This is a genomic window from Streptomyces sp. NPDC001852 (assembly GCF_042891825.1).
GTDB lineage: Bacteria > Actinomycetota > Actinomycetes > Streptomycetales > Streptomycetaceae > Streptomyces.
Genome location: NZ_JBIATN010000026.1, coordinates 71,942 through 94,000, shown reverse-complemented (window position 1 = coordinate 94,000; position 22,059 = coordinate 71,942). Strand labels below are relative to the sequence as shown.

Below are 22,059 nucleotides of genomic sequence, written 5' to 3'. Positions count from 1 at the left end.
AGCCGATCCGGCGTCAGGGCCTGCTGGAAGCGCACGCCGCCGCCACCGGCCGAAAAGGGGGGCAGCAGCGGGCGGACGAACCTGACGATCACGCCCTCGGCCGATCCCGAGGAGGACTGACCACCAAAATCCACCTCGCCTGCGACGGCAAAGGACGCCCGCTCGCCATCCTCCTGACACCGGGCCAACGTCCCGACAGCACCCGCGCACGCCCCTGCTGGAACGGATCCGCGTCCCCCGCATCGGCCTGGGCCGACCGCTCTGCAAGCCTGACCAGGTCGTTGCCAGACAAGGCCTACAGCTTCCGCGGCATCGCCACCAGATACGAAAAGACCGCCACCTCCCACGAAGCGGCGGTCACACTCGCGTCATTGCTGCTCTGGGCAAGATCCGTTTGAAGACGGACTCTAGTCCTCGATGGCCTGGTAGAGCGTGGTCCAGAAGTCATGGATGAGTCGTGCCGGGTCCGGGGTGGACAGTCCGACCTGGGTGAGCAGGATTCCTACGAGTTGGTGGTGCGGGTCGGCGTAGGCCGTGGTGCCGGTTCCGCCGTCCCAGCCGAACTGGCCGAGGGGCGCGTAGTCGCTGCGGTAGGCGCGCACGGCCATCCCGAAGCCCCAGCCGCCGTGCTGGCCCTGGCCGAAGCTCAGATGGACGTTGTCGCGGGCCAGGGCGGTGCGGGCGGCGTTCTGCTCGGAGGTGAGGCGGTTGGTGGTCATCAGTTCCACAGCGGGCCGGGACAGGATCCGCTCGTCCTCGTGCGTGCCGTGGTTGAGCAGCATCCGGAGGTAGGCGTGGTAGTCGTCCACGGTGGAGACCAGCCCGCCGCCGCCCGACTGGAATGCCGGCGGTCGGCTCCAGCGTCCGTCCTCGGCCTCGTCCCACACCTTGAACCCGCCGGTGGCCTCTGGGAAGTAGACGGGCGGTAGCCTGTCGATCTTGTCGGCGGGCACATGGAAGCCGGTGTCCTTCATGCCCAGCGGGTCGAGGACGCGCTCGCGCAGGATCGTCTCGAACGGCCGTCCCGTGGCCCTGGCGACGAGTACGCCGAGCAGGTCGCTTGCGAGGTCGTACTGCCACCGCTGTCCGGGCTGGTACGACAGCGGCAGCTCGCCGAGGCGGCACATCCACTCGTCCGGCGCGGGCGCCGGTCCCGCGTCCGGGTCGTAGTTGGACCGTTCGAGGACGGCGGTCATGATCGGGGAGCCCATCAGCTCGAGGTCGATACCGAGCCCGAATGTGGAGGTCAGCACGTCGCGCACGGTGATGGGCCGCCGCGCGGGCACGGTGTCGTCCAGCGGGCCATCGGCCCGTTTCAGCACCTGGCGGTCCGCCATTTCGGGCAGCCACTGGTCTATGGGGTCGTCCAGCCGCAGCCTGCACTCGTCCAGCAGGGCCATCGCCGCCGCCATCGTGACCGGCTTGGACGTGGAGGCCAGCCGGAAGATCGTGTCCCGGCGCATCGGCGCGCCGCCGACGTGGCGCATCGTCCCGATCGCCTCCACGTGGGTCTCCTCGCCCCGGCTGACCAGGGCGACCAGCCCCGGGATCTTCCCGGACTCGACGTGGCGCGTCAGCAGGTCGCGCAGTCTGCGCAGCCCGGTTTTGGAGAAACCGGCGTTGCTCTTGTCCATCACGAATCTCCTTGCGTACGGTGTTCGGCCGTCAAGTCCCCAGTCCCCTGTCAGCGTGGCCCGTTGGCCCCGCCAGGCCAGGGCGCGGCCCCGATGGCGTCGCCCTGCGGTGTCGGCGACCCCTGTCCCTGGGCGCAGGCGACCTGTTCCGCCAACGGCGTGCGAGGTCTCGCCGGGTGCGGCCTCACCCGGGCACCACGGGTCCCGGGCGGGATCGCCGGAGACATCGACGGTCTTGGAACGGCTCTTGGTCGCGCTCACTGGCGACCGGCCATCAGTCTGTCCTCGCGCGCAGGCGAGATCAACGACGGTCTTTGTACCGGATTCTTAAGCGATATCGTCACAATCGCTGGGACCGCGGCGCGGAACGGGGAGAGGCGCGGAGTGGAGCTACGAGACATCGAGATTTTCTTGACGGCGGCTCAGGAGCTGCATTTCGGGCGGACGGCCGAACGGCTGCACGTCACCCCGGCCCGAGTCAGCCAGTCGATCCGGCGAACTGAACGGCGCGTCGGCGCACCACTGTTCGACCGCACGACCCGCAGGGTTCGCCTGACCGCCCTGGGCGAACAGCTCCATCGGGAACTCAACGCGGGATACCAGCAGATCAGGGACGGCATCGAGACCACGACCCAAGCGGCGCTGGGCAACCAGGGCACGCTGGTGCTGGGCCTCATGGGACCGCACCGATGGATGATGGACGACGCGGTCCGACGGTTCCGGGACCGCAATCCGAACACTCAGGTGGAGTACCGTGAGATCCAACCCGCCTCACCGCTCGACCCGCTGCGCACCAAAGAGGTCGACGTCGCACTGCTCTGGCAGCCCGTCCACGAACCCGACCTGACTGTCGGCCCGGTCACCCACGTCTCACCGGTCTACCTGATGGCGGCCGCCACGCACCCCTATGCCAGGCGCGACTCGATCCGGTTGGAAAACCTCGGCGACCACTGCTCCTTCCTCCCCGGCCACTCCCTGCCCCCCTACCTGGAAGCGTCCTTCCAGCCCTTCCGCACCCCTGCAGGCCGTCCGATCCCGCGCGGCCCCATGCCCACCACCTGGCACGAATCGCTGGGCCTCGTCGCCGCCGGGAGAGGAGTGGCCGGCGTCGCGGCCGAGGCCGCCCGCTTCTATCCCTGGCCGGGCCTGGCCTTCGTGCCCATCGAGGACGCACCGCCCGTGCCTTGGGCCCTCGTCTGGCGAACCTCCGATCCAACACCGCTGATCCGGGCCTTCGCCGAAGCCGTCGAGGCTGCCACTTCCGGCCGCGCAAGCCCCGACGAGGCTATGCCGTAGTCGTCGTTGCTCCGCGGCTCCGGCCGCTGGTCCCCGCCTGCCCGGCATGCCGGATGGGTTCGGTTACCGGCCGCGCCCTGCGGTCCGTCGGTTCCGGCGTCGGGCGACTCGAGTGCGGTCGGGCCCCGCGCTCGGCCCGTGAGGCCCGGCGCCGTCCATCAGGGCCGGCCAGCGACAGCGCCTCGGCGATCGCCGGCCGTGCCCCGGGCTTTGGAGTCGCCCCAGCGAGCCAGTGAGCCACGCTCGTTTTGTCGTGGTGTAGCGGCAGGGGGCACCACGGCTACTCCCAGGTGCACGAGCGTGCCCCCGGACCAGCGAGGGGCGCGGCGCCTGATCCGGGTGGCGCAGCCGGGTGGGGCCTCGGCTGCGCCGATGTCCACGCGGCCGAGTTGATCGTCGCCGTACTGTTGGCGAACGCCGTGCGGCACGCGGCGGGGCCGCGCTGCGGATCATCGTTGACCGCCCCGACGCTCATTGTGCGTACGCCGGTGTCGTTGACCGTGCCCCGCGCCGCCTGCCGGTCCGGCGCACCCCGGGCCCAGAGGAGACCGCCGACTGAGGGCTCCTCCTGATCGACACCTACGCCCTGCGCTGAGGCTGGGACATCCTCGGCGTGGCCTTATGCCTGGCGCGCCTTTCGCTCTCTGGCTCGACCCGGTCCCAGCAGTGAGGCTCCTGAGTATCTGTTCGGTGAGGAAGAGGAACCTGCAGAGGCGCGGCAAGCGGGCAGTGGGGTTCGCGGAGACCATCGCGCGTCTCCGTGAATTGCGCCGACAGCAAGGACGGCGATCACATCGACGATCCCTCCGAGGACGCCTTGTTCATGCTGATCGACGACCTCATCGACTCGGACAACACCTTCGTCGTCATCCAGCCCGACGAGGAGGATCCAGCGTGGTTCACCTCCGTCGCCGTCCAGGACGACGGTGGCTTCGAGGTCGGCCGCCGTGACACCGTCCGCCGTGAGCACGAGGTCACCACCGACACCGACATCAGCCGGATCGCCCGCGACGTCACCATCTGGATGGCCGCCCGAGACTTCCCCGAGTCACTTACTTCTCCCACCGGGCTCACCAGGCCATCGCCCTCAGCAGGACCGCCTGGCCCCAGCGGCGCAGGTGGCACTGGGCGCCTGGCCTGCGAGGCGGGAGTGAGGGCTGGTTGTGGCCGGTGACTCCGTGATCGGTGCGGCGTTGTACGACCCGGTGCCAGGCGATGACACCCGCGTCCTCCACAGGGTCGTCGATGCCCTGTGCCTTCTCTGATCATGAAGATCGGTAGCGATTTCTGTGTGTCACTGCGAGCCTGTGGCCACCAGGGTCGCGGTGATGGGTTCGAGCACGGTGATCAGTTCGTCGAGTTCGGCGGGGGACAGGGCGTCGTAGGGCGGAGTGGCGAGTTCGTCGGTGAGGGTTTCGATGCGTTGTTTGGTCGCGCGGCCGGCGTCGGTGAAGTGGCCGTCGGTGTCGATGAGTCCGCGTTCGCGCATGCCGTCCATGACCGCGGCCAGGCGCTCTTTCGGCAGGTGATGGATGCGTCCGAACGACTCCGGGGGGTGGACGCCCTGTTCCAGAGCGGAGAGCACGTGGGCCTCCGTGCCGCCGATGCGCGCGCCGACGAGAGCGGCGATGTGCCCGTCGCCGCGGTGCTCGCGCAGCATGGTCGCGGAATGCCACAGGCGGGCGACGGGGTCGCCGGGTACCTCAAGGGTGCGCATGCCGGCGTACATCACCCGACCTTCGGTGGGGGCACTCGTCGCGGCCTTGGTGGTCAGGTCCGCGGCGCGCACCAGGCCGGCGGAGTCGGCCAGCTCGTCGCCGAGGATGCGCCGCAGGGAGGCCGTGCTGCCCCGCTCCCGCGCGGCGACGGAGGCCTCGGGCGGTATCGTCTCCCAGGCGCTGGGGATGTGCCGTGCGGCTTCCCCCTCGGCGAAGTTGTAGAAGGCTGCGTGCACGACTTGGGCCGGCACCCGTCCCAGTGGTGCGGCGCGGCTGGCGAAGTAGCCGTCCCAGTAGGTGCGGTGGCCGAGTGCGGCCAGTTCCTCGTTGCACTCGTCGGCGAGGTAGGTGACCAGGCAGATCGGCTCCAGGAGCTCGAACATGCGACGGGCGATGTGAGTCGTCGGATGCGAGCGCGTCGTGCCCATCGGGTTCTCCTTTTGTTGGGTGTACCGGCGTTTGTCAGGTGTGCCGACTTGGACCGTCCGGCACACCGAAACTCATCGGCGATCGAAGGGAAGGAGTGCAGATGCGGTGACGTCTGCGTGGCTGTGTGTGCGAGAGCGGGTTCTGGTCCAGCTTCTTGGCTCGGTCGCGGGTTTGGTGGTGGGTGACGATCACGAGCAGATGGGCATGGTCGTCGGATTCGCCGGCCGGGGCCCCTTGGTGCGGGGAAATCCGCCAACTCCTTGCCCAAGGGCGCGAGTTCCACGGCGACCGGCCCCTACAAGCTCGAACCGCTCGCCGAAGCGAGCGACATGTCCCTCTCTGGCATGCGCATCGCCTACAAGGACGCCGAGCTCGAAGCCGTCGCGCTCCAGATCGACCGGGAGCCTGACAGCCGCCACACCCGACCTCCAGCGGTGGATGTTGCGCGGGATTGAACGCCCGCGTCGCAACGATGGGACCGCGCCCGGGAATCCTCTTCTTCTCGGCACGGACCAGCATCATCCGCGACGGCTCCAACCGCACCTGTTATCTGAAGAGGCGAGATGAGGGCCGCAAGCACGTACCCGCCGTCATCGCTCTCGCCGGCGGCCGGGTCGATGTCCTGTGACCCTGCTCCCGCGGTGACCGAGGATCGCGAGTTGTTGACGCGCCCGGGTGAGTGGGGGACGGCAACGTGGCGGTCGTCCTCCAGGGGGACCGGGCATCGTAACCACCCGGAAGGCGACGACTGCGCGTGCGCCTCGGCGTGGCGGTGGTCCTCCGGGGCGGCTGAGGATCGCAGCGCACCAGCACGACGGGTGCCGGCACACTCGTGAGGGCGGGCGAAGCGTCCGATGGTTTGACGTCCGCCTCCGTCGGCCCGCCGGCTCCCCCGTTTGGCGGATCGGCTGAGGCTCCAGTGTCGGCGTCTGCCTGAGTCCGTGGTGGCTTGGAGCTCAAGCTGCATGGTCGGACCGCGTGGGAATGGTGTCCGGGGGGCGGGGCATGTGGGTGGGTGTATGGCCCATGCGAATGGTGGCTGCAAGGGAGGCTTGTGATGCTCATGGCACACCCCGCCGTGCTGAAGAACTTGATCGAGCAGTACGAGACGCTGCGTGTCCTGCACGCGGAAGAGGGGCAAGAGGAGGTGCGCCGACGGATGGAGGACATTGCTTACACGCTGTGTGTGTCGACCGGTACCAGCGATATCGACGCGGCCCTCGTCGCAGCCCGGCACCGGCTGCCTGGTGCGCGTGTCGAGGACGACTCCCTCCTTGCCACCTGACTGCTTCATTGGTCGGTCGCCGATACTGCTGTAGCTGCTGGTCTTCACCAGCCTGGATAGTTCTCGCCGGGACAAAGCAGGGAGTCGTCTGCGTTGTCGGAGCCCGTCGTACCGGCCCCACGAGTACTGGGACGGACGATGACCGACAACGTGCTCCCCGCACCCGCGGGGATGGTCCCATCCCTTTTGTGTCTGCCGAGCGGCTGGCAGGCGGGTGCGGTCGGGCGGTTCGGCGCCATAGGAGGTAGCACCGCTCGTACCCTCGGGGTGTCTACGGCGTCAGATAGCGGGCGCCAAACACTGGAGGCGATACCCCGTGCTGATTGCTCAGCGTCCTTCGTTGACCGAAGAGGTCGTCGACGAGTTCCGCTCCCGGTTCGTGATCGAGCCGCTGGAGCCGGGCTTCGGCTACACCCTCGGCAACTCCCTCCGCCGCACCCTCCTCTCCTCGATCCCGGGTGCCGCCGTCACCTCGATCCGGATCGACGGCGTCCTGCACGAGTTCACCACCGTGCCGGGCGTCAAGGAGGACGTCACCGACCTGATCCTGAACATCAAGCAGCTGGTCGTGAGCAGTGAGCAGGACGAGCCGGTCGTGATGTACCTGCGCAAGCAGGGCCCGGGTCTGGTCACCGCCGCCGACATCGCGCCTCCGGCCGGTGTCGAGGTGCACAACCCCGACCTCGTCCTCGTCACGCTCAACGGCAAGGGCAAGCTGGAGATGGAGCTGACGGTCGAGCGTGGCCGCGGTTATGTCTCCGCCGTGCAGAACAAGCAGGTGGGCCAGGAGATCGGCCGTATCCCGGTCGACTCCATCTACTCGCCGGTGCTGAAGGTCACGTACAAGGTCGAGGCCACGCGTGTCGAGCAGCGCACCGACTTCGACAAGCTGATCGTCGACGTCGAGACCAAGCAGGCGATGCGTCCCCGAGACGCGATGGCGTCGGCCGGTAAGACGCTGGTCGAGCTGTTCGGTCTCGCCCGCGAGCTGAACATCGACGCCGAGGGCATCGACATGGGCCCGTCCCCGACGGACTCTGCGCTGGCGGCCGACCTCGCGCTCCCGATCGAGGAGCTGGACCTCACGGTCCGCTCCTACAACTGCCTCAAGCGTGAGGGCGTCCACTCGGTGGGTGAGCTCATGGCTCGTTCCGAGGCCGACCTGCTGGACATCCGCAACTTCGGTGCGAAGTCCATCGACGAGGTCAAGGCGAAGCTGGCCGGCATGGGCCTGGCCCTGAAGGACAGCCCGCCCGGATTCGACCCCACGGCCGCTGCCGACGCCTTCGGCGCCGACGACGACGGGAACTCGGGTTTCATCGAGACCGAGCAGTACTGAACGCTGCGCCGGCTTGCGGGGAGCCAGGAGGGCAGATGCCGCTGGATGTGAGCCCGGCGACGATCTACGGAGTCGTCCTTGGGCGGTCCGGAGAAGGGAGGTAAGCCTTATTCCCCCAGGTGAGGCGTCCAGCAGGACGCGAGGCAGGCTGCCCTTTCAACGTGGTTGCGCCTCGCGCTGACGGGACTGCAGGGCTCCGGGCGGTCCCCGCACAGTGCGCCCTGTGCAGGGACCGCCCAACACCGTGGTGTTTGGCCGTAATGCGTCTCTGTCGTGGATCTTGGGTGGCTGCCGTGACCTTCAGCGGACTCGTTCTCGTTGGTGGTGGGCGATGACCGGTCGGTCGGAGTTCCTCAGATCGGTGAGGGTGAGTCGTCCGGGTTCTGCAGGTCCGTTGCAGTCGGGACCCTGCAGGTCCAGCCATGTCAGGGTCAGCGTGAGGGCGTGGCGTTGCTCCAGGTAGGTGCGGTCCAGTTCGAAGGAAATGAGTGCTTCTGGAGTTCGGTGCGGCCTCCCAGCGCACGGCGACCCCAACCGTCGCGAACTGCGCAGGCGCCGGATCCTTCCGGTCATCAAGCAACTCATGATCGTGTTACGAGCTCATACGCTCCGCGGCTGACCGCCGAGACGGGCGCGCGCCGGGATGTGGCATGACACGGCCCGTCCTCGTCCAACGGCTGGACGCACGATTCCGGGGAAACCGGCCGCGACCAACAGGGCGCGGAGGCACGAACGAGCCCGAACGCGCTGACCCGTTCACCCGAGCTCCCGCATCCGGCGGACCGGGCTGGCCAGGACGATCGCCGGGCTGACCGCGGAAACCACCGTCATGAGCGCGAAGGCGGCACGCGTTCCCCAGAGTTCGGCCGCACCACCTGCGGCCAGCGCACCGACCGGGATCGCTCCCCAGGAGATGAAGCGGACCGTCGCCATCACGCGCGGCAGCAGCTCCGGGGGCGTGGCGGTCTGACGGTAGGTGCGGGTCACGATGCTCGTCACCACCACGGCCCCGGCGAAACCGGCGTTCCCCAGGGCGAACAGGACGAGTGCCACGGAGCGGCCAGCCAGTGGCATCAGCGCCGCGAAGAGCGGGGAGACCACCGCGGCCCAGAGCAGTGCCCGGCCGCTGCCCAGGCGTGTGACGATTCGGGGCGTCAGCGCCGCACCGATCAGGGTGCCGAGGCCCTCGGTCGCGATGAGTATGCCGACCAGGGCGGGCGGCGCCTCGAGGGTGCGGACCAGGAAGACGGGGGTAAGCGCCATGAGACCGCCGCAGACGAAGTTGACGGCGGTCGCGTCCGCCGCGCAGGGACCGATGACGGGATGATGGGTGACGTACCGCCAGCCCTCGCGGATCATCTCGCCCATGCCACGGCGCGGGCCGTCCTGCGCGGGGTGCGTGACCTGCGGCAAGCTGTTCATGAGCGCGGCCGAGATGACGTAGCTCACCGCGTCCACCACGATCGACGTCGCCGCGCCGAGCACCTGGACCAGCACACCGCCGAGTGACGGGCCGCCGAGCTGGGTCGCCGCTCTCGTTCCGGAGGTGAGGCTGTTGCGGGCGGTGAGCTCCTCCTTGCTGACGATGGAGGGCAGGAAGGTGGAGTTGGCGACGTCGAAGACGACGGACGCCAGGCCGACGACCAAGGCCACGACGATCAGTTGCGGCAGGCTCAGAACACCGAACGCGGCAGCCGCCGGCACCGAGGCGACCGCGACGGCCCGGACCAGGTCCATCGCGACCTGCGCCCCGCGCAACGGCAGACGATGCACGAGGACCCCGGCCGGGAGCCCGACCAGGATCCATGAGGCGTAGGAGGCGGCCGTGATCAGGCTGACCTCGAGCGCCGAGGCGTGCAGCACCAGTACGGCCAGCAGCGGCAGGGCCACCGCCGTGACGGCGTCACCGATCCCGCTCGCCGTGGACGCACCCCAGTAGCGCCAGAACGCCGCCCTCCGAGACGCGCTCTCCGACCGCTTCTCCTTCTCTTCCCGCCCCTGAACCACCGACGTCATGCCCGCCCCCTGCGACCGACCGAGTTAGTCTCTTTAGGGAACTCACTATACTCATGTGTCATGCGGTACACAGAGCTCGGCGACCCGGACTGCGCGATCGCACAGGCACTGGCGGTGGTCGGTGACCCGTGGACGCTGCTGCTGATCCGCGATGTCGCGGGCGGGACGCACCAGTTCGATGCACTCCGGGCCGGACTCGGCATCAGCCGCAAGGTGCTGACGGAACGTCTCAAGGCCCTCGTCGCGGACGGGGTGCTGGAGAAGCGCCTCTACAGCCCGCGTCCTCCCCGGTACGAGTACCACCTGGCGCCGGCCGGGCGCGGCCTGCTGCCGGTCCTTGTCGCCCTCCAGGACTGGGGCGCCCGCCATGTCATGGGCGACGGCGCCGTCTCGGCCACCAGCACGACCGACTCAGCCGAGACCCGGCGCGTGCACAGCCTGGTGGGACACCGGGTCCCGGAGCTCGAACTGGCCGGTCCGGAGGGCGCGCCCGTCGACCCGGTCGCCACCGACCGGACCTGGACGGTCCTGTACTGCTTCCCCGGTGCCTACGCACCCGGCGGGCACGACTACCCGCCGGGATGGGGCCAGATCCCGGGCGCCCGCGGCTGCACGCTGGAGTCATGCACCTATCGCGACCGGATGGCGGACTTCGCGAAACGCGACGTGCGGGTGCACGGGGTCAGCACGCAGCGCCCCGACCAGCTCGCCACCTTCGCGGAGCACGAACGGATCGCGTTCCCCCTCCTGTCCGACGCCGACCTCCAGCTCGCGGCGGCACTGCGGCTACCGACCTTCCGCGCGGCGGGAGTCGACCGGCTCAAGCGGCTCACCCTCGTCCTCGACTCCTCACGCACGGTGCGCGGGGTGCTGTACCCGCTGGACGATCCGGCGGGGTCTGTGGACGACGCCATGGCACTCGTCGACTCGCTGTCCGGGGCGTGACATCGCCACAGCCGATCCCGCCGTGGCGAGATCGGCCCGCATGGGAAGTTCTCGTCCTTCTTCGTGGTCAAGGGGATGTTCCGCCGCAAGGTGTAGATGGTGACCCGGAGCAGGTCATGCGGATGGCCCGCCGGATGGGGCGGCAGCCCTCCGAGTGATGCACGGCCGACGCAGCACGTGGTCCTCCCGCCGTCAGCGTGCACGGGACTTGCCGGGGCCTCCGATAGGCCCCGGCTTTCTCACGTTCCGGCAACAATGGCGCCGTCGTCCCTCACCACTGGCACAGTGTCTGCACCAAATCGCGCCACTTCTGGGGGGAATCGTGCGTACCGTCCCGGCTGTCGTCCTGCTCGCCTGCCTGCCTCTCACCGCCTGCGCCGCAGGAGCGGCGTCCGGGGCAGCTCCGGCCGTTACCGTGACGCACACGGTGCAGGCCTCGCCGTCGCCCAGCCCGACGACCGCGTCCGCCAGCCCGGCGCCGAGTTCCGCGGTCCCGGCTACAACGGTCGCCGCGGCCACGACGGCGCCTCCGGCGGCTCCCCGGCCACATCTGACCAACGCCTCGGCGGTCGTCTCGCAGTACTACGAGGACATCACCGATCATGACTACAGAGCGGCGTGGGCGCTCGGCGGCTCGAACATCGCCGGAACGACCTACGACCGGTGGGTGGCCGGCTTCGACACCACCGAGAGCATCACTCTGGGCACCATCAGCGAGTTCGGGGCATCCCGCGTCGAGGCCGTCCTGTACGCCACCCAGACCGACGGCACCCTGAAGACGTATGAGGGCACGTACACAGTGGCCGATGGCATCATCGTCGGCGCCTCGATCCGTCAGACAGGCTGACGGCAGATGCCGCCGAGCGGTCTGCGTGGTGCAGAGCATCATTCAGGTGTGACCGAGTCAGACACGACCGTGGGGATTCGCCCACGGTCGCCGAGCCGAACCGTGTCGATATCGGCGTCGCTCCGCCAGTCGTTGCTCTGCAGGCAACGGTTGCCCAGGGTCGGCCCGACCCCCGTAGACGATAGAGGGCCCGCGGTGCTGTCTGCCTGGTAGTTCACGTCCTGGAGACTCAAGGGTCGCGGCGCATGATCCACGTCTTCCACCGACGGCGACACATCACCGTCAACAGCCTTGCGTCAGCCGCCCACGCTGGTGGCCGTGGCAGGAACGACTGGATGCTGCTTCGCCGCTGAGGGTTGGGCCAGTACCTGCCTCGGAGGGATCTCCAGTAAGTTGCGAGCGGGGCTCGGGATCTGGCGCCGGTGGCTGGAGCGCCTCGGCCAGCAGTCGCGGTATCCCCTGTAGCGGCAGGGCGGTACCCACTGGGTGGGAGCAGTCATGGGGCCATCTTGAACGTCTCGGTGCGAAGTGTTCGCCCTCCGCGCTGACGACTGGGCGCAGTTGGCGCAACGCTGAAGGGCCACGGCGTGATTGCGAGCCAACCGCTGACCGCATCGGTGATGCGGTTCGCGGACTGTGACCTGCGAGTAAACGGCTTGCTGGCACCGGTGCGGCACGCCAGGGAAGGCGCCATGAGTCTGCGGCCTTGCTGGAGCGCCTGGCTCCTACACAGCCTGGCCGCGGCCGCGTGGTTCAGAAGACCGAGCAGGCACCACCCGCTCACCTTCTGGGAGGTGCCTGCCGCGCGCTGCTGTCGCGCCTCAGGCCTTGTCGACCATGGCGGCGTGTCCGGGTCCGTCGACCTGGAACGAGACGGTGTCCCCCGGATGGATCTCGTCGGGGTCGATCACGAGGTCGTCCACCGTGAAGTACAGCAGGGGACCACCTCGGTCGTTCTTGATCCTTCCCTCGCCCGGGCCCACGTTCCACTCTTGGATCTCGCCTTGGTCCATGGCTGTGTCTCCTTGGCTTGATGGGGGCAAGCCCCGGTCTCATGCCGGGCTCGCTCCCAGCGAACGCGAAGCCACGTGCGACAGCGACCGCTGTGCGTCGAATGGGTGACGACGGCCGGCAGCCCGCCGACGGGCGTTCAGCGCTCCCACACCTCCGGGCCGCCACCGTGCCACTCGATCAGCGGCGAGCTCACCACGTCTACGACGTCCAGCCCTTCCAGGCCGGCCCGCTCCAGGAACACCGCGAGATCGTGCAGGCTGTATGCGGTGCCCAGCGTCTCGCTGTCGACCTAGACGCGCCGGCCGCCTCCCTCGGCGGGCGGGAACACGATCGCGCGACGCTCAGCCATGGCCTCAGACTGCCTCAGTTGCAGCCGATGAGCACTCGGGAGACGGCTGTCAGCGGCGGCCGGTCGCCCCACGACTCACGTTGCCGTCCGTGGTTCTTTGTGGCCGAGCGCCACCAATCGGTGTAGCGTCGTAATCAGCAGTCGTGGTTCCGAAGTCCCGTTCGCCCGTGATCGCCATCGCGGGCGTTTTTGCTGTTCAACGCCTCTCCGGACCAGGGCGATCACCTCCGGATCCCGCACGGTGCGGGTCCCTATACGAGTCCCTCGAAGGAGACAGTCACATGGCTCAGGGCACTGTGAAGTGGTTCAACGCGGAAAAGGGCTTCGGCTTCATCGAGCAGGACGGTGGCGGCCCGGACGTCTTCGCCCACTACTCGAACATCGCCACCCAGGGCTACCGCGAGCTTCGCGAGGGTCAGAAGGTCGAGTTCGACGTTACGCAGGGCCAGAAGGGCCCGCAGGCGGAGAACATCCGCCCCCTGTAACGCCATACACAAGAGAAGCCCCAGCCGGTGCGTGCATCTCGGCTGGGGCTTCTTCGGTCCTGCCCGCCCCGCCAAAGGTTTCCGGTCCTCCGACGGGGCGGCCTTCTTGGGGCCACTGCCAGTTACCGCTCGGTCCGCACCATGAATCCACCCCGTGGCGGGTGTGCCTCCGTAACTCCCTGGCGTTTCTCGGGCCTGCCGCAGCCTTCTACTGCTACAAACGACCCGTCAAACTCACCATGCCGGCCACGGTCTAAGATCGCCTCTCATGCGGAACGTCCGGATCGCGCTTCTGGTGATGGGAGCGATCATCACGCCGTTCGTCGGGTTTGTTCTTGGCGCGATGGCTGCCGCCGTCCTCGCAAGGCCGCTGTCTGGTGATCCGGCCACCGTGGACACGGCGATCCCGCTGGTGGGCATCGGCGGAGCTGCTGCCGCTGTCATCAGCTGGACCAGGCTGCTGCGCTTTGCGCACTACCGGCACCTGCGACGGCTGCGGCGCTCCGGCCCGGCAGTGCAGGGGAAGGTCGTCGCGGCGCGCACCTCGTTTGCCAAGAATCCGCGGGGGCCGGGTCACTGGACGGTGCGCCTCGAGGTGGCCTGGACGGATCCCAGCAACGGATGCACACGCACGGCGAGCAAGGCTTTTCGGTTCACCGAGCGGAACAGGGAAAGCGCCCACGACTTCCAGCGTCTCCACAGCGCTGAATCGACGATCGGTGTGTTGCCCGGTCGGCGTTGTGGATTCTTGCTGGACGTCCCGGAGTTGCCCGCCTGGTGGGATCGCTGATCGGCACAGTTCGCCGGGTTGGCAGCCACAGATTCCGATGACCCTTCTCAATGAGGTTGTCATGTTGTTCGGGCTCACGAGATGATCTTGGTGCGGGCCGCTGTGGCAGGGGCTGATTGCGGCGCGCCGACGCGACCTGAAGATCCATCCCGCTGGAGCCGCCACCGCCGCGACTCACTCCGGTGCCAGGGCGCAACGCGGCTACGTGCGCCGCGCCCATGGCCAGGTCCTGGCGGACACGGTGGTCCAACGACCTGGGTGAGGACCGGGCGCTGATCGCGGTCTCGGGCGCCTCCAACCGGTCCAAGGCCGACCAGGACCCGTCCACGTGGCTGCCGCCGGCCGTCGGCTACCGCTGCACGTATGCCACCGGCTGAGTGGCGGACAAGACCCGCTGGAGTCTGAGCATCGATGCCGCGGATCAGGCCGCGCTCGTTGATGTCCTCAGCGACTGCGCGGACGTTCGCTTCACCGTCACCACGGCACACTGACGAGCCGACCCCCTGCGCCCCGGGCCGGTCGGGCCGTGCCGGGCGCTGACGCCCGCACGTCATGGTGTGGGCCCGCTCCACAGGGCCCAACCAGCATCGGTGATCTTTCCGGCGTTCCGTCACGTACCTTGTGGGCCGGCTCCTACCGTCGCCTCAAGGCAGGCTCACTTGGCTGAGCTCACTGCTGCGGCGGACGGCTAACCGGGTGTGAGGGCAGCGGCGAGGATCGCGGCTCGATCGCCGCATCGCCATACCACCGCGGTGTGGCGCGCAGGATCGCGGCAACGGCTTGCGCAGGGTTGTGGTGCAGGAGCTTTCGCTGCCGGAGGTCGCTGCCACGCACGCCTCGGCGGCGTACCCGCGTCCCCATGCCTCCGGCAGGAACAGGTAGCCGAGCTCGGCCCCCGCATCCGGACGGACTTGACTCCGGTGCTCCGCGTCCCGGCGGTTGAGCTCGAAGCGCCTTCGGGCTCATCACGGGTCGAGGGCCACCGAGGTACGTGCCCACCTCTGCCGATGCGAACAGCTCGATGAACGCCGCGGTCCAGGGCCTCGGACTCGCGGAGCACGAGCCGCTCGGTCCTGATCGGGGCAGGCGGTCATGCGACGGTTCCAGGCTCAGTCGTGGCGGGCAACCTGTCGCTCGCCCGTGGGCTGGAGCTCGGCCCTGCCGGCCTGCCCGCTGCTCAAAGGTTGCGCGCATGAAGGTAACCGTTGAGGGGATATGCGGGCGGTGCCGCGGGCAGGGGCTCGGTCAGTATGTGCCGGCACTTGTGCGCGACACGGCATGACGCCGTGTTGTCCACTTGGTGCAGGAGTTCCAGGCGTGTCAATCCGTCACGGGCGAAGGTGGTGAAGGCCCAGTCGGTGAGTGTCCGCAGCGCGCGGGAAGCGACTCCCCGACCGCGCGCGCAGGCCGCGGTCCAGTAGCCGACCTCGGCGGTCGGGGCTTCCCGGGCAACGCCCTTGAGGACGATGTGGCCCACCAATCGCCCCTCGCCACCGGCGGCTTCGGGCTCTACGACGGCGAATGCGAAGCGGTCACCGGTCTCCCACCCTCGTTGTTGCTCGCGCACCCACCGTGCCGCGCCGACCTCGTCGTCGATGCCGGAACTCGTGCGGCGGCGCAGGGAGTCATCCCGGTGCAGCTCGACCAGGTCGGCCGTGTCCGCCGCCCGCCAGGGACGCAACAGGAGAGCGGCCGACGACTGTGCGGCGTCCGTCTCCAGCAGGGCAGCGATCATGTTCGTCGGCTGCGTCATCGGGCCGCTCGCGCGCTCAGGGCTTGGACGGGCCAGTCGATCACTGGCGCCAGTGGTTCGGGGGCAGGCCAGCCGTTGATCACCGCGAGCAGGTCGAAGTACCGGTGTTTACGCAGGTCGTTAGCGGCTTCCGGCCGGTGCAACAGCCAGCCGTGCAGCTGGGCGTCGTCGGGGCGGCCGACCGCGAGCGCGCACCCCGCGGTCAGCGTCGCGACCACGGGATCGGCCTGCGGCGAGCTGGGGCTGATTCCGGATCTCACGGCCACTGCCACGTGTTCGCGGGCGACGGCGACGACGTCCGGGCGTGGTGGCGCGCCGGAGCCGTCAGGCAGATCGGCCACGTGGTCGTCGACCAGGCTTGGCATCGCGTCACGAAACCGGGGTCCAGGGACAGCTCCGCCGGCTCCACCCACGCCTCGACCTGTTCCTGTGTGGAGCTGTCGGACAGATCGGGAGTCATGGAACGCCGTACGGCGGCACGGCCGGACACGGCGTGACGGCCGTCGAAGACGATGTCGAGGAATTCGCCGATCAAGCGGCGTCTCGGCTTCGGACAGCGTGGCGAGCTGGTGCATGCGCTCCATCTCCTCGAAGGTGGGCTCGCGTTTGGCCGCGGCGGTCAGCACCGCTTGTCGCGGACGCAGGATGCTGATCTGAACGTTCAGGGCGGCGGCATGCTCGGCGGCGACTTGGCCGAGCGTAAGTTCCTGGTTCGTGACACGCCGGAGCACGTCGAGGCCGAGGCCGCGCTCACGCAGTGTGCGGACCAGGGCCGGGCGAGCGACGGCGTCCGGGCGTAGCGGCGGTATCCGGCGGGGGTGTGATCGGCCGGCGTCACGATGCCGCGGTCGGAAGAGAACCGGATCGTCTTCACCGTCAGCCCGGTGCGCCGAGCCAGTTCGCCGATCGAGTGAAGGTGCCGCCGTCCATGACCCCACTTTCATGTCTCCCCCAGCGGGAGGGTCAAGTCCTTGTTCTGGATCGCACGGGAGGAATACGCACGATCCGTCAGGACGGCGTCCGGGCGGGTCCTCGGTCTGCCACGTCCGCTCCGCGGAGCGCGGGGTGTCGGCCATGATGGCCTCGAAGGCCGGTGCGTCGCCCACCTGGCCTGCGGTGGGGCGGGAGCCAGGGCACGCATGGCTGTCGCTGTGCGTCGGGCGTGAACTTTCCTTCGCAGTGCGCGACGGTCAAGCCGACGCCTTGGACGAGCATGGCAACCCACAGCTCGGAACACCCTCAAGGGCCGGCTCAGCTTCGAACCGCACCGCGGCAGAGCCCCGGTTGAGGTCTTCGCCCGCACAGGGCCCGCACAGGACAACGACTCGTCGCTCTCCCTGCCGGCGTCTGGCACCACTGGACCACCGACGCCAAGATCAAACGATCCCTGATCGCCTACGACCACTCAGCGGGCGATCGAGATTGCGAAGGGCGCGAATCCGCTGGATCGGATCACGTGCGGCACAAACAGGATCGCGGCCTCAGCAGCCCGCGCAGTCTCGATCCCACCGAGGTCCGTGATCCAATCCTGGTGCCAGCCCAGGTCCGCGAGCAGTCCACGGACGACCTGCTTGGCCTGCGAGTCCTCGCCGGAGAGGAAGGCGGTCGGCGGCTGGGCAAGTGCGGCGGGCGCGGTCATCACCGTGAACAGCATCGTGTTGAGTGTCTTGACGACACGCGTGTCGGGGAGCGCTTCCTGGAGTTGCTCCGCGAGGCTGGAGCCGGGGTACAGCAGGTCAGCTGGCAGTCCGTCCGGTCCGTCGACGGTGGCGTTGGAGACATCGACGAGGATCTTGCCGCGCAGTTCCTCGCGCAGCGTGACGAGCCGCTCCAGCGAGCCGGCGCCCGGGGTGGCGTTGATGACGACCCGCGCTGTCCGGGCGGCGTCGGCGGCGGCGCCCGGCGCGCGGTCCGCCACCCTCACCTCATGTCTGGCCCGGGTGAGGGCTGCGGCAAGGCTGCCGCCGACGCGGCCGTTTCCGAGGACGGCGATCATGGTCATGCTGATGTGGTCCTTCCGGTGCTTGTGGTTCTCGTGGGAGTCAGCGGGAGAGCGTGGTGACGGCTGCGGTGTGCACGCCGGGCCCGGCGGCCAGGAAGCTCTCGCTCTCCGGTGTCCAGGGACGGCCCTCGGCGTCGGATATCTGCCCGCCGGCCTCGGCGACGAGCAGCGCCCCGGGAAGCAGGTCCGCGCGGGCCCCGGCGAACTGCCAGAAGGCGTCGATCCGGCCGGCGGCCACGTTCAGCAGGTGCAGGGTGGCGGGCACGGATGTCCGCACCACGAGCGCATCGAAGAGCATCGCGGTGATCGAGGAGCCGATGCGCCGCACGACCTTCTCGTTCTCGTCCGGCCTGGCTTGGCTGGTGGCCACGATGCTCAGGCCGAGGTCCGTGGTCTGGGAGACGTGCAGCGGGCGGCCGTCGAGGTGGGCGCCGGCGCCGGCGAGTGCGGTGTAGGTTTCACCGGTCAACGGCAGGTGAACTGCGGTGAGCAACGGCTGGTTGTCGCGCACGAGAGTGGCGGTCACCGCCCACTCCGGCAGGGCGTGCAGGAGGTTGACGTTGCCTTCGGCCGGATCCAGGACCCACCATTCGCCGGGGGGCAGGGCCCCGCCCGCGAGCTCGTCCTCCACCAGGCCGGCCTCCGGGCGCAGGAGGGTGAGGCGGGGGCGCAGGACGTTGAGGGCCGCGTCGTCGTTGGTGGCGAGCGCGCGCATCAGCTCTTCGCGGGTCTGGTAACGGGCCACCTCGCCGAACCCCTCCCGCAGCGCCGAACCCGCCGCGCGCACGGCGATCACGGTCTGCGCGAGCAGGTCGGCGTCGGACGCGGAGCCGGCGGTTGCAGCAAGTCCGGTGGTCTGATTCGACTCGGGCATGGCGGGTGCTCCCATCTGAGAAGGGGTGATGAGGCGGACCAGGCGAAAACCGTGTCTCTTTTCGCGCCCGCATCTCGAAGGCTAGGAAGGCCCATCATTAACTGCAAGTGCATGTAAAGCACGTCTAGGATGAGTTTCATGCAATTGGATTTGAACCTGCTCGCCGCGCTCGATGCGCTCCTGGAGGAAGGCAGCGTGGCCGGAGCTGCTGAGCGCCTGCACGTCACCGCCCCCGCGATGAGTCGAAGCCTCGGCCGGATCCGGCGCACGACGGGGGATCAGATCCTGGTGCGTACCGGGCGCACGATGACGCCGACGCCGTACGCGATCGCCGTCCGGGAACAGGTGCACGAGCTGCTGCAGCAAGTCCAGGGCGTGCTGGCACCGAGCCGCGAACTGGACCTCGCGACCCTCGAGCGCACCTTCACACTCCGCTGGCACGATTCACTCGTCGCCCTCAGCGGCCCCGCGCTTCTCGCGGCCGTATGCGAGCAGGCGCCGGGCGTGCGTTTGCGTTTCATCGCGGAATCGAGCATCGACACCCCCGAGCTGCGTCGCGGCGAGGTCGACCTGGAGGCGAACGCGAACCCCCCGACCGCACCGGACATTCGCGCCGATCGGGTGGCTGAGTCCCAGCACGTCATCGTCGTGCGGCGAGGGCACCCGCTCACCGGAGTCAAGGCTGTCACCGCCGCGCGGTACGCCGCGGCCGAGCACATCACCGTCTCGCGGCGCGGAAGGCTCGGCAACGCCCTCGACGACGCTCTCGCGCGGCTCGGCCTCACCCGACGGGTAGTGGCGACCGCGCCCACCGAAGGAGCCGCGTTCGAGTTCGTGCGCGGCTCCGACCTCCTCGTCACAGCCCCCGAATCGACGGCGCGTTCAGCGGCCACGGTTCTCGGTCTGACCCTGCTCCCACTGCCGTTCGAACTGCCGCCGGCCGCGGTGTACCTGTCATGGCATCAGCGCTATGACACCGACCCTGCACACGTCTGGCTACGCGATCTGGCGCGGACCGCGTTGGCGCCCCGACGTAACCCACACACTTAAAGATCTCTAGTCGTCGCCGGGTGCGGCTGGCTGCTCATCGTGGCCGTGATCTCCCTATTCCCCAACTGAGTGGGCCGCGAGGAAGGCGGTCGCTGCGAAGCTGGGCATCGGTGCCGCTGAGACGGTGCGGACGTGGGGCCGTGAGGCCGAGGTCGACACCGGCCGGCGTCCCGGTGTGACCTCGGAGGAGGCCGCGGAGATCAAGCGGCTGTGGGCCGAGAACGCCGAGCTGCGCCGGGCGAATGAGATCCTCAAGGCGGCCCCGGCTTTCTTCGCGGGCGAGCGCGACCGGCCGTCGAAGCGCTCGTAGCGTTCATCGACGCCCACCGGCAGGCGTTCGGAGTCGAGCCGATCTGCCGAGTCCTGACCAGCCACGGACTGAAGATCGCGACGAGCACCTACGCGGCCAAGAACCGTACCCCCAGCCCGCGGTCGGTCCGCGACGCGGAGCACGGTCGCCCGGTTGACGCCTGACCTTGGTCTTGAGGGTGTCCGACGCGGGAAGAAGATCCGCACCACCATCCGCGACGATGGCCATGAGCGGGCCTCTGACCTGCTCAGACGCGACTTCACCGCATCCCGTCCGAACGGCGGTGCGTCGCCGACTTCAGCTATGTCGCCACCCGGTCCGGCATCGTCTACGTCGCCTTCGTCGTGGACGTGTTCTCCAGGGCGATCGTCGGCTGGTCGGCCGCCACCAGCACGCGGGCCAAGCTCGTCCTCGACGCCCTGGACAAGGCGCTGTGGCGCCGCGACCGGGCTGGCATTCCCGCAGGTCCCGGGCTCGTTCATCACTCGGACGCGGGCAGTCAATACACGTCTTTCGCGTTCACCGCCCACCTGCCGGAGCTGATCAAGCCCCGAAAGCCCGGCACGGCCTGGCCGACGTCGAGCTCGGCACCGCGGAATGGGTCGACTGGTTCAACAACCAGCGCCTCCATACCGCCATCGGGGACATACCGCCCCGCGAACACGAGACCAACCACTATGCTCAACACCAGCCCCGACCGGCGGCTGGAGTCAACGCATAGAGCCTCCACCGATCCCGGAGCGCTTCAGGCTGCCTGGTCTGTGATCGTGGGCGTGTCCCCGCCCAGCATCTGGCTCGGGGTGCCGGGTTCAGATGCAGTCCTTTCAGACGATCTGGCTACCTGGGTGCCGCTCGCTGGGTGTCTCCGGTTCGGTGTGGTGCGCTGAGGCTTGCGCGACCTGCTTGAGCGCCGATGTCGTGGCCGGGTCACCGACCTTGGCGGGTTGCTCGTGCGCGTGGCGTCCGGGGAACTCGTGGTGGAAATGAGAGGGCGCCAGCTTGTCGCCGGGACCGTAGCGCTCCGTGTCAGTGGATTCCGAGGGGATAGGGCCGGGGCCGACCGCAGCAGGCGGCCTGCCGTCTGCTGCGATGTCGCCGTGCGGGTCTGGGGCTCTGTCGTCTTGAGCCGCCTCCTGCAGTCCGGGGCGTGGCTGGGTCAGCCAGGCGACGGCCGCCCCGGTCAGAGCCAGGGGCCATTCCACCACCCCGGTGATGGCGAGCACCCCGGCTCCGGTGTAGACCGCCATTCGGCGGCCGCGGGGAGAGATGGCTCCGATCCAGTCCAGTGCACCGCCGGCGGCCTTGCTCACCTGCTCGGTTCCGGGCAAGCGGCGAAGCCCCGAGCCGACGGCCCGCAAGGGCTGAGGAAGATCCGATGAACTCGCCTTCACCTGGCTCATAGCGAGCTCCCTCCGCGCGTCTTCAAAGGATGCCAGTCCCCGAGTTTCCAGATGTCACACCGCATATGCCATGTGGACAGTAGGCAGTGGTGGGCTCTCGGAGGGCGCGGGCTCTTGATCGTGAGGGGCGCGAGTCAGGAGTGGCCCGTTACTCCGGCTCCCCGCCGTCGGCGTCGAACACCTTGGTGAAGGTTGCACCGCACCGGCAGCGCGAGTATTCGACCAGTTCCCCGTCTTCCGACACGCTCAGCCCCTGGCTGAGCCGCACATGCACATGATCACCCATGAGGAGCTGCTTTCCATGACGCCCGTCGTCCGCCTCATCGTGGGCGCTGCTGTTTTCGCTGGCAATGCCGCAGCTCACACAGTTCACGCGTGCCTTCACGGCGCTTGATCGCGTGGCCGGGATCTGGCCGTGCCGCAGCACACCGTCCGGAATAGGCTGGATATCTGCGGTGAGGAGCGATGACGGTGCCTGCGCGACGCGGCAGGCCCGTGGCCGAACGGCGGTTCCCTGGCTGGA

At 68.9% G+C, this 22,059-nt stretch carries 22 protein-coding genes and 5 pseudogenes; 15 read left to right on the top strand and 12 right to left on the bottom strand.

The features are described 5' to 3' along the window. Positions 1 to 407: 407 nt before the first annotated feature. Positions 408 to 1,634, bottom strand: coding sequence for a serine hydrolase domain-containing protein (locus ACFYZB_RS34780; RefSeq protein WP_388765278.1), 1,227 nt, complete (start codon positions 1,632 to 1,634; stop codon positions 408 to 410). A gap of 384 nt (positions 1,635 to 2,018) precedes the next feature. Between ACFYZB_RS34780 and ACFYZB_RS34775 the strand changes: the two genes are divergently transcribed. Both ACFYZB_RS34775 and ACFYZB_RS34770 read left to right on the top strand, forming a co-directional pair. Beyond that, positions 2,019 to 2,930, top strand: a complete 912-nt coding sequence (locus tag ACFYZB_RS34775) for a LysR family transcriptional regulator (RefSeq protein ID WP_388765276.1) — start codon at positions 2,019 to 2,021, stop codon at positions 2,928 to 2,930. A gap of 760 nt (positions 2,931 to 3,690) precedes the next feature. Further along, positions 3,691 to 3,990 (top strand): annotated as a pseudogene (locus ACFYZB_RS34770) (hypothetical protein); the annotation flags it as partial. Positions 3,991 to 4,224: 234 nt separating this feature from the next. On the opposite strand, the gene ACFYZB_RS34765 reads toward ACFYZB_RS34770, so the two are convergent. After that, entirely contained in the window at positions 4,225 to 5,076 is an 852-nt protein-coding gene (locus ACFYZB_RS34765) for a MarR family transcriptional regulator (protein ID WP_388765274.1), read from the bottom strand. A 261-nt stretch (positions 5,077 to 5,337) separates the two neighbouring features. Here ACFYZB_RS34765 and ACFYZB_RS34760 point away from each other — a divergent pair, with 261 nt between their 5' ends. The 4 genes from ACFYZB_RS34760 (at position 5,338) to ACFYZB_RS34745 (ending at position 7,701) form a co-directional block, all read left to right on the top strand. Beyond that, the gene (locus ACFYZB_RS34760) at positions 5,338 to 5,532 is read left to right on the top strand and encodes a hypothetical protein (protein ID WP_388765273.1); all 195 of its coding nucleotides are present in this window, start codon (positions 5,338 to 5,340) and stop codon (positions 5,530 to 5,532) included. 17 nt (positions 5,533 to 5,549) lie between these two features. After that, positions 5,550 to 5,705, top strand: coding sequence for a hypothetical protein (locus ACFYZB_RS34755; protein WP_388765271.1), 156 nt, complete (start codon positions 5,550 to 5,552; stop codon positions 5,703 to 5,705). Between the two features lie 429 nt (positions 5,706 to 6,134). After that, positions 6,135 to 6,362, top strand: a complete 228-nt coding sequence (locus ACFYZB_RS34750) for a DUF5133 domain-containing protein (protein ID WP_388765269.1) — start codon at positions 6,135 to 6,137, stop codon at positions 6,360 to 6,362. Between the two features lie 316 nt (positions 6,363 to 6,678). Next, positions 6,679 to 7,701, top strand: a complete 1,023-nt coding sequence (locus ACFYZB_RS34745) for a DNA-directed RNA polymerase subunit alpha (protein ID WP_388765267.1) — start codon at positions 6,679 to 6,681, stop codon at positions 7,699 to 7,701. 756 nt (positions 7,702 to 8,457) lie between these two features. Here ACFYZB_RS34745 and ACFYZB_RS34740 read toward each other — a convergent pair. Beyond that, positions 8,458 to 9,717: an MFS transporter gene (locus ACFYZB_RS34740; protein ID WP_388765266.1), complete on the bottom strand. Its 1,260-nt coding sequence runs from the start codon at positions 9,715 to 9,717 to the stop codon at positions 8,458 to 8,460. 60 nt (positions 9,718 to 9,777) lie between these two features. On the opposite strand from ACFYZB_RS34740, the gene ACFYZB_RS34735 reads away from it, so the two are divergent. Together ACFYZB_RS34735 and ACFYZB_RS34730 are read left to right on the top strand one after the other, a co-directional pair. Next, positions 9,778 to 10,662, top strand: coding sequence for a winged helix-turn-helix transcriptional regulator (locus ACFYZB_RS34735; protein ID WP_388765264.1), 885 nt, complete (start codon positions 9,778 to 9,780; stop codon positions 10,660 to 10,662). 322 nt (positions 10,663 to 10,984) lie between these two features. Then, positions 10,985 to 11,509, top strand: a complete 525-nt coding sequence (locus ACFYZB_RS34730) for a hypothetical protein (RefSeq protein WP_388765263.1) — start codon at positions 10,985 to 10,987, stop codon at positions 11,507 to 11,509. A gap of 821 nt (positions 11,510 to 12,330) precedes the next feature. Here ACFYZB_RS34730 and ACFYZB_RS34725 read toward each other — a convergent pair. Further along, entirely contained in the window at positions 12,331 to 12,522 is a 192-nt protein-coding gene (locus tag ACFYZB_RS34725) for a hypothetical protein (protein ID WP_388765260.1), read from the bottom strand. 631 nt (positions 12,523 to 13,153) lie between these two features. Between ACFYZB_RS34725 and ACFYZB_RS34720 the strand changes: the two genes are divergently transcribed. From ACFYZB_RS34720 to ACFYZB_RS34710, 3 genes are all read left to right on the top strand, one after another. Continuing rightward, complete coding sequence (locus ACFYZB_RS34720) at positions 13,154 to 13,357, top strand: cold-shock protein (protein WP_351217976.1); 204 nt, start codon at positions 13,154 to 13,156, stop codon at positions 13,355 to 13,357. Between the two features lie 268 nt (positions 13,358 to 13,625). Then, positions 13,626 to 14,147, top strand: a complete 522-nt coding sequence (locus tag ACFYZB_RS34715; protein WP_388765258.1) for a hypothetical protein — start codon at positions 13,626 to 13,628, stop codon at positions 14,145 to 14,147. Between the two features lie 218 nt (positions 14,148 to 14,365). Then, positions 14,366 to 14,524 (top strand): hypothetical protein, encoded by a 159-nt coding sequence (locus ACFYZB_RS34710; protein ID WP_388765257.1) that lies wholly within the window; start codon positions 14,366 to 14,368, stop codon positions 14,522 to 14,524. A 444-nt stretch (positions 14,525 to 14,968) separates the two neighbouring features. On the opposite strand, the pseudogene ACFYZB_RS34705 reads toward ACFYZB_RS34710, so the two are convergent. From ACFYZB_RS34705 to ACFYZB_RS34680, 6 genes and pseudogenes are all read right to left on the bottom strand, one after another. After that, positions 14,969 to 15,225 (bottom strand): annotated as a pseudogene (locus tag ACFYZB_RS34705) (GNAT family N-acetyltransferase); the annotation flags it as partial. Between the two features lie 99 nt (positions 15,226 to 15,324). Then, on the bottom strand, positions 15,325 to 15,900 hold the full coding sequence (locus tag ACFYZB_RS34700; protein WP_388765255.1) for a GNAT family N-acetyltransferase: 576 nt from the start codon (positions 15,898 to 15,900) through the stop codon (positions 15,325 to 15,327). After that, positions 15,897 to 16,830: pseudogene (locus ACFYZB_RS34695) on the bottom strand (MerR family transcriptional regulator). Before ACFYZB_RS34695 ends, ACFYZB_RS34700 begins: the two are co-directional and overlap by 4 nt. Positions 16,831 to 16,876: 46 nt before the next feature. After that, positions 16,877 to 17,021 (bottom strand): annotated as a pseudogene (locus tag ACFYZB_RS34690) (IS5/IS1182 family transposase); the annotation flags it as partial. A gap of 284 nt (positions 17,022 to 17,305) precedes the next feature. Beyond that, on the bottom strand, positions 17,306 to 17,902 hold the full coding sequence (locus ACFYZB_RS34685) for an NADPH-dependent F420 reductase (protein ID WP_388765253.1): 597 nt from the start codon (positions 17,900 to 17,902) through the stop codon (positions 17,306 to 17,308). A 40-nt stretch (positions 17,903 to 17,942) separates the two neighbouring features. Next, positions 17,943 to 18,776 carry an inositol monophosphatase family protein gene (locus ACFYZB_RS34680; RefSeq protein WP_388765251.1) on the bottom strand — a complete coding sequence of 278 codons (834 nt, stop codon included), beginning with the start codon at positions 18,774 to 18,776 and terminating at the stop codon, positions 17,943 to 17,945. Between the two features lie 138 nt (positions 18,777 to 18,914). Between ACFYZB_RS34680 and ACFYZB_RS34675 the strand changes: the two genes are divergently transcribed. The 4 genes and pseudogenes from ACFYZB_RS34675 (at position 18,915) to ACFYZB_RS34660 (ending at position 20,857) form a co-directional block, all read left to right on the top strand. Beyond that, positions 18,915 to 19,826, top strand: a complete 912-nt coding sequence (locus ACFYZB_RS34675; protein WP_388765250.1) for a LysR family transcriptional regulator — start codon at positions 18,915 to 18,917, stop codon at positions 19,824 to 19,826. Positions 19,827 to 19,950: 124 nt separating this feature from the next. Further along, complete coding sequence (locus tag ACFYZB_RS34670; RefSeq protein WP_388765249.1) at positions 19,951 to 20,136, top strand: hypothetical protein; 186 nt, start codon at positions 19,951 to 19,953, stop codon at positions 20,134 to 20,136. Between the two features lie 266 nt (positions 20,137 to 20,402). Beyond that, positions 20,403 to 20,651, top strand: a pseudogene (locus ACFYZB_RS34665) (DDE-type integrase/transposase/recombinase); the annotation flags it as partial. Continuing rightward, positions 20,570 to 20,857 carry an integrase core domain-containing protein gene (locus tag ACFYZB_RS34660; RefSeq protein ID WP_388765247.1) on the top strand — a complete coding sequence of 96 codons (288 nt, stop codon included), beginning with the start codon at positions 20,570 to 20,572 and terminating at the stop codon, positions 20,855 to 20,857. The pseudogene ACFYZB_RS34665 and the gene ACFYZB_RS34660, both read left to right, overlap by 82 nt. A 103-nt stretch (positions 20,858 to 20,960) precedes the next feature. Here the strand turns inward: ACFYZB_RS34660 and ACFYZB_RS34655 are convergent, their stop codons facing one another. Together ACFYZB_RS34655 and ACFYZB_RS34650 are read right to left on the bottom strand one after the other, a co-directional pair. Continuing rightward, a complete protein-coding gene (locus ACFYZB_RS34655) occupies positions 20,961 to 21,536 on the bottom strand; it encodes a hypothetical protein (protein WP_388765245.1) in 576 nt (191 codons plus the stop codon). Between the two features lie 148 nt (positions 21,537 to 21,684). Beyond that, positions 21,685 to 21,963, bottom strand: coding sequence for a hypothetical protein (locus ACFYZB_RS34650; RefSeq protein WP_388765244.1), 279 nt, complete (start codon positions 21,961 to 21,963; stop codon positions 21,685 to 21,687). Positions 21,964 to 22,059: the final 96 nt, after the last annotated feature.

Coding starts and splice junctions, on each gene's coding strand:
- ACFYZB_RS34780 (WP_388765278.1), bottom strand. CDS start 1,634: ATGGACAAGAGCAACGCCGGTTTCTCCAAAACCGGGCTGCGCAGACTG.
- ACFYZB_RS34765 (WP_388765274.1), bottom strand. CDS start 5,076: ATGGGCACGACGCGCTCGCATCCGACGACTCACATCGCCCGTCGCATG.
- ACFYZB_RS34755 (WP_388765271.1), top strand. CDS start 5,550: ATGGGACCGCGCCCGGGAATCCTCTTCTTCTCGGCACGGACCAGCATC.
- ACFYZB_RS34750 (WP_388765269.1), top strand. CDS start 6,135: ATGCTCATGGCACACCCCGCCGTGCTGAAGAACTTGATCGAGCAGTAC.
- ACFYZB_RS34740 (WP_388765266.1), bottom strand. CDS start 9,717: ATGACGTCGGTGGTTCAGGGGCGGGAAGAGAAGGAGAAGCGGTCGGAG.
- ACFYZB_RS34735 (WP_388765264.1), top strand. CDS start 9,778: ATGCGGTACACAGAGCTCGGCGACCCGGACTGCGCGATCGCACAGGCA.
- ACFYZB_RS34725 (WP_388765260.1), bottom strand. CDS start 12,522: ATGGACCAAGGCGAGATCCAAGAGTGGAACGTGGGCCCGGGCGAGGGA.
- ACFYZB_RS34720 (WP_351217976.1), top strand. CDS start 13,154: ATGGCTCAGGGCACTGTGAAGTGGTTCAACGCGGAAAAGGGCTTCGGC.
- ACFYZB_RS34715 (WP_388765258.1), top strand. CDS start 13,626: ATGCGGAACGTCCGGATCGCGCTTCTGGTGATGGGAGCGATCATCACG.
- ACFYZB_RS34710 (WP_388765257.1), top strand. CDS start 14,366: ATGGCCAGGTCCTGGCGGACACGGTGGTCCAACGACCTGGGTGAGGAC.
- ACFYZB_RS34700 (WP_388765255.1), bottom strand. CDS start 15,900: ATGACGCAGCCGACGAACATGATCGCTGCCCTGCTGGAGACGGACGCC.
- ACFYZB_RS34685 (WP_388765253.1), bottom strand. CDS start 17,902: ATGACCATGATCGCCGTCCTCGGAAACGGCCGCGTCGGCGGCAGCCTT.
- ACFYZB_RS34680 (WP_388765251.1), bottom strand. CDS start 18,776: ATGCCCGAGTCGAATCAGACCACCGGACTTGCTGCAACCGCCGGCTCC.
- ACFYZB_RS34675 (WP_388765250.1), top strand. CDS start 18,915: ATGCAATTGGATTTGAACCTGCTCGCCGCGCTCGATGCGCTCCTGGAG.
- ACFYZB_RS34655 (WP_388765245.1), bottom strand. CDS start 21,536: ATGAGCCAGGTGAAGGCGAGTTCATCGGATCTTCCTCAGCCCTTGCGG.